The organism is Pinirhizobacter sp. (assembly GCF_035317885.1).
Lineage (GTDB): Bacteria > Pseudomonadota > Gammaproteobacteria > Xanthomonadales > Rhodanobacteraceae > Pinirhizobacter.
The window spans coordinates 1-3164 of sequence record NZ_DATHFX010000498.1; the positions used below are offsets into that span (position 1 = coordinate 1).

At 63.2% G+C, this 3164-nt stretch carries 2 protein-coding genes; one reads left to right on the plus strand and one right to left on the minus strand.

What is annotated here, in order from left to right; genetic code table 11:
- Positions 1-2867, plus strand: a 2867-nt coding sequence (locus VK519_RS16425; RefSeq protein WP_324351531.1) for an efflux RND transporter permease subunit, incomplete at its 5' end; no start/stop codon positions are given.
- 43 nt (positions 2868-2910) lie between these two features.
- Here the strand turns inward: VK519_RS16425 and VK519_RS16430 are convergent.
- Positions 2911-3164, minus strand: a 254-nt coding sequence (locus VK519_RS16430; protein WP_324351533.1) for a hypothetical protein, incomplete at its 5' end; no start/stop codon positions are given.

Sequence of the window (3164 nt, forward strand, 5' to 3'; positions counted from 1 at the left end):
GCTCGACCAGCGCGTTGGGCAGTACCACCATCACCGTCAGCTTCAAGCTCGACCGGAACATCGACGCCGCCGCGCAGGACGTGCAATCGGCCATTGCCGCCGCACAGCGCCAGCTGCCGCAGGAAATGCCCACGCCGCCCAGCTATCGCAAGGTGAATCCGGCCGATGCGCCGATCCTGAACCTGGTAATGCGCTCGTCCACCCTGCCGCTTTCCACGGTGGACGACTACGCCGAGACCGAGCTGGCCCAGCAGCTGTCGATGATCGATGGCGTGGCCCAGGTCAACGTATACGGTTCGCAGAAATACGCCGTGCGAGTGAGCGTGGATCCCGATCGGCTGGCTGCCACCGGCATCGGCATCGACCAGCTGCAGACGGCGATCGCCAACGCCAACGTCAACAAGGCCACCGGCTCGCTCAACGGCCAGCGCCAGTTGCTGTCGATCCGCTCCGACGGCCAGCTGATGAAGGCGGCGCCCTATAACGACATCGTGGTCACCTACCGCAACGGTGCGCCCGTGCGGCTGAAGGACCTCGCCAACGCCAAGGACAGCGTGCAGAACGACCAGGTAGCCGCCTGGTACAACGGTGAGCGCGCCATCGTGCTGGCGATCCAGCGCCAGCCAGGCGCCAACACGGTGGAAACCGTGGACCGCATCATGGCCACGCTGCCGGGATTCCGCGCCACCCTGCCACCGTCGGTGAAGCTGGATGTGCTCTACGACCGCTCGCAGTCGATCCGCGACTCGGTGCATGACGTGCAGTTCACCCTGATCCTGGCCGGCGTGCTGGTGGTGCTGGTGATCTACCTGTTCCTGGGCAATGTCTCGGCCACGCTGATCCCGGCCGTCGCCCTGCCGATCTCGGTGATCGGCACCTTCGGCGTCATGTTCGCGCTGGGTTACAGCCTGGACAACCTCTCCCTGCTGGCCCTGACCCTGGCCGTGGGTTTCGTGGTGGACGATGCCATCGTGATGCTGGAGAACATCATCCGGCACATCGAGGCCGGCGAAGAGCCCTTCGAAGCCTCGGTGAAGGGCTCCAACGAGATCGGCTTCACCATCATCTCGATGACATTGTCGCTGATCGCCGTGTTCATCCCGGTGATGTTCATGGGCGGCATCATCGGCCGCCTGTTCCACGAATTCGCCGTGGCCATCTCGGTGGCGATCCTTATCTCAGGCCTGGTGTCGGTCACCCTCACGCCACTTCTGTGCAGCCGGTTCCTGAAGCACGACCACGACGCGAAACCTGCATGGATCGTGCGCATGTTCGACCGCGGTTTCAGCGCGGGCAGCCACGGCTACGGCACCAGCCTGGCCTGGGCCATGGCGCGTCCGCGACTGGTGATGCTGGGCTTCGTGGCCAGCCTGCTGGCCACGGGCCTGTTGTTCTACGTCGTGCCGAAGGATTTTATTCCGGCAGGCGATACCGGCCAGCTTCGCGTTGCCGTAGAAGGCCCGACGGATATCTCCTTCGCCGCCATGGCCGCGCGGCAGCAGGAGATCGCCAAGCTCACCGGCGACGATCCGAATATCGATTCGTACATGTCTTCGGTGGGCGCCGGCGGACCGCGCGCCACCGCCAACAATGGCTCGTTGTTCCTGCGCCTGAAAGATGCCGGCGAGCGCGACTTGGGCGTGGATGACCTGATCCAGTCGCTGCGCAAGAAATACGCTGCCATTCCCGGCATCCGCACTTACATCCAGAATCCGCCGGCGATCCAGATTGGCGGCCGCCAGTCGAAGGCGCAGTACCAGTACACGTTGCAGTCGACGGAACTGCAGTCGCTGTACGACTGGTCGGGCAAGGCGCTCAATGCTTTCAAGGAGCTGCCAGGCTTCCAGGACGTCACCTCCGACCTCGATCTCAACAGCCCGTCGATGAACGTGGTGGTGGACCGCGACAAGCTTTCTACCCTGGGCCTGACCATGAACCAGGTGCAGACGGCGCTGGGTAGTGCCTTCGGCGCCAACCAGATCTCCACCATCTACGGCGCGGCCACCCAGTACTGGGTGATCATGGAGGTCGAGCGGCGCATGCAGAGCGACACCAGCGTGCTGTCGAAGATCTACGTCACCACCGACGCCGGCGCGCTGGTGCCGCTCAATACCGTGGCGCATTTCGAACGCAAGCCTGAAGTACTCACCGTGAACCACCAGGGCCAGCTGCCGGCGGTGACGGTGTCGTTCAACCTTGCTCCCGGTGTTTCCTTGAGCGAGGCAGTGGGCAGCATCAACGGTGCGATGAACAAGATGGGCCTGCCGGCCACCATCAACGGCAGCATCCAGGGCACCGCGCAGGCCTTCCAGGACTCCATGCAGGGCATGGGCCTGTTGCTGCTGCTGGCGGTGTTCGTGATCTACCTGGTGCTGGGCATCCTGTACGAGAGCTTCATCCAACCGCTCACCATTCTTTCCGGCCTGCCGGCCGCGGCGGTGGGTGCGCTGCTCACATTGGAAGTCTTCAACGCCACGCTCGATCTTTTCGCCTTCGTCGGCATCGTGATGCTGGTGGGTATCGTCAAAAAGAACGCGATCATGATGATCGACTTCGCGCTGGAGCGTCAGCGCCATGGTGATGTCACGCCGGCCGAGGCTATTTACGAAGCCTGCCAGGTACGTTTCCGCCCGATCATGATGACCACCATGGCGGCCTTCGCTGGCACCTTGCCCATCGCCCTGGGCCTGGGCGCCGGTGCCTCTACCCGCCGTCCGCTGGGCCTGGCCGTGGTCGGTGGCCTGGTGGTGTCGCAGATCCTTACCCTGTACCTGACGCCGGTGATCTACGTGTACATGTCGCGCGCTGTCGAGGCGATGGGACGCCGGAAGAAGAAAGGGAAGGTGGGGCCGCCGGCGGAGGCGTAAGCGGGTGTGAGAGCGGGGTCAGAGTAATTACTCTGACCCCATTTCAAACCAGCTGCACATCCATCGTGGCCAGGATGTCCTTATCCACTACGACATTGATACCGGTGATGCGGCCGTTCTCGATGACGAAATCGAACACGGAGAAGATGTTGCCGCCCGGCGCATAGGCAGCGCTATAGGCGTTATCCACCAGCGCCACCTGCGCCGCGCGGGCGCGTCCATTAAATACGTCCGCATCACCGGTATCAATGTCGTAGTGGATAAGGACATCCTGGCCACGATGGATGTGCAGCTGGT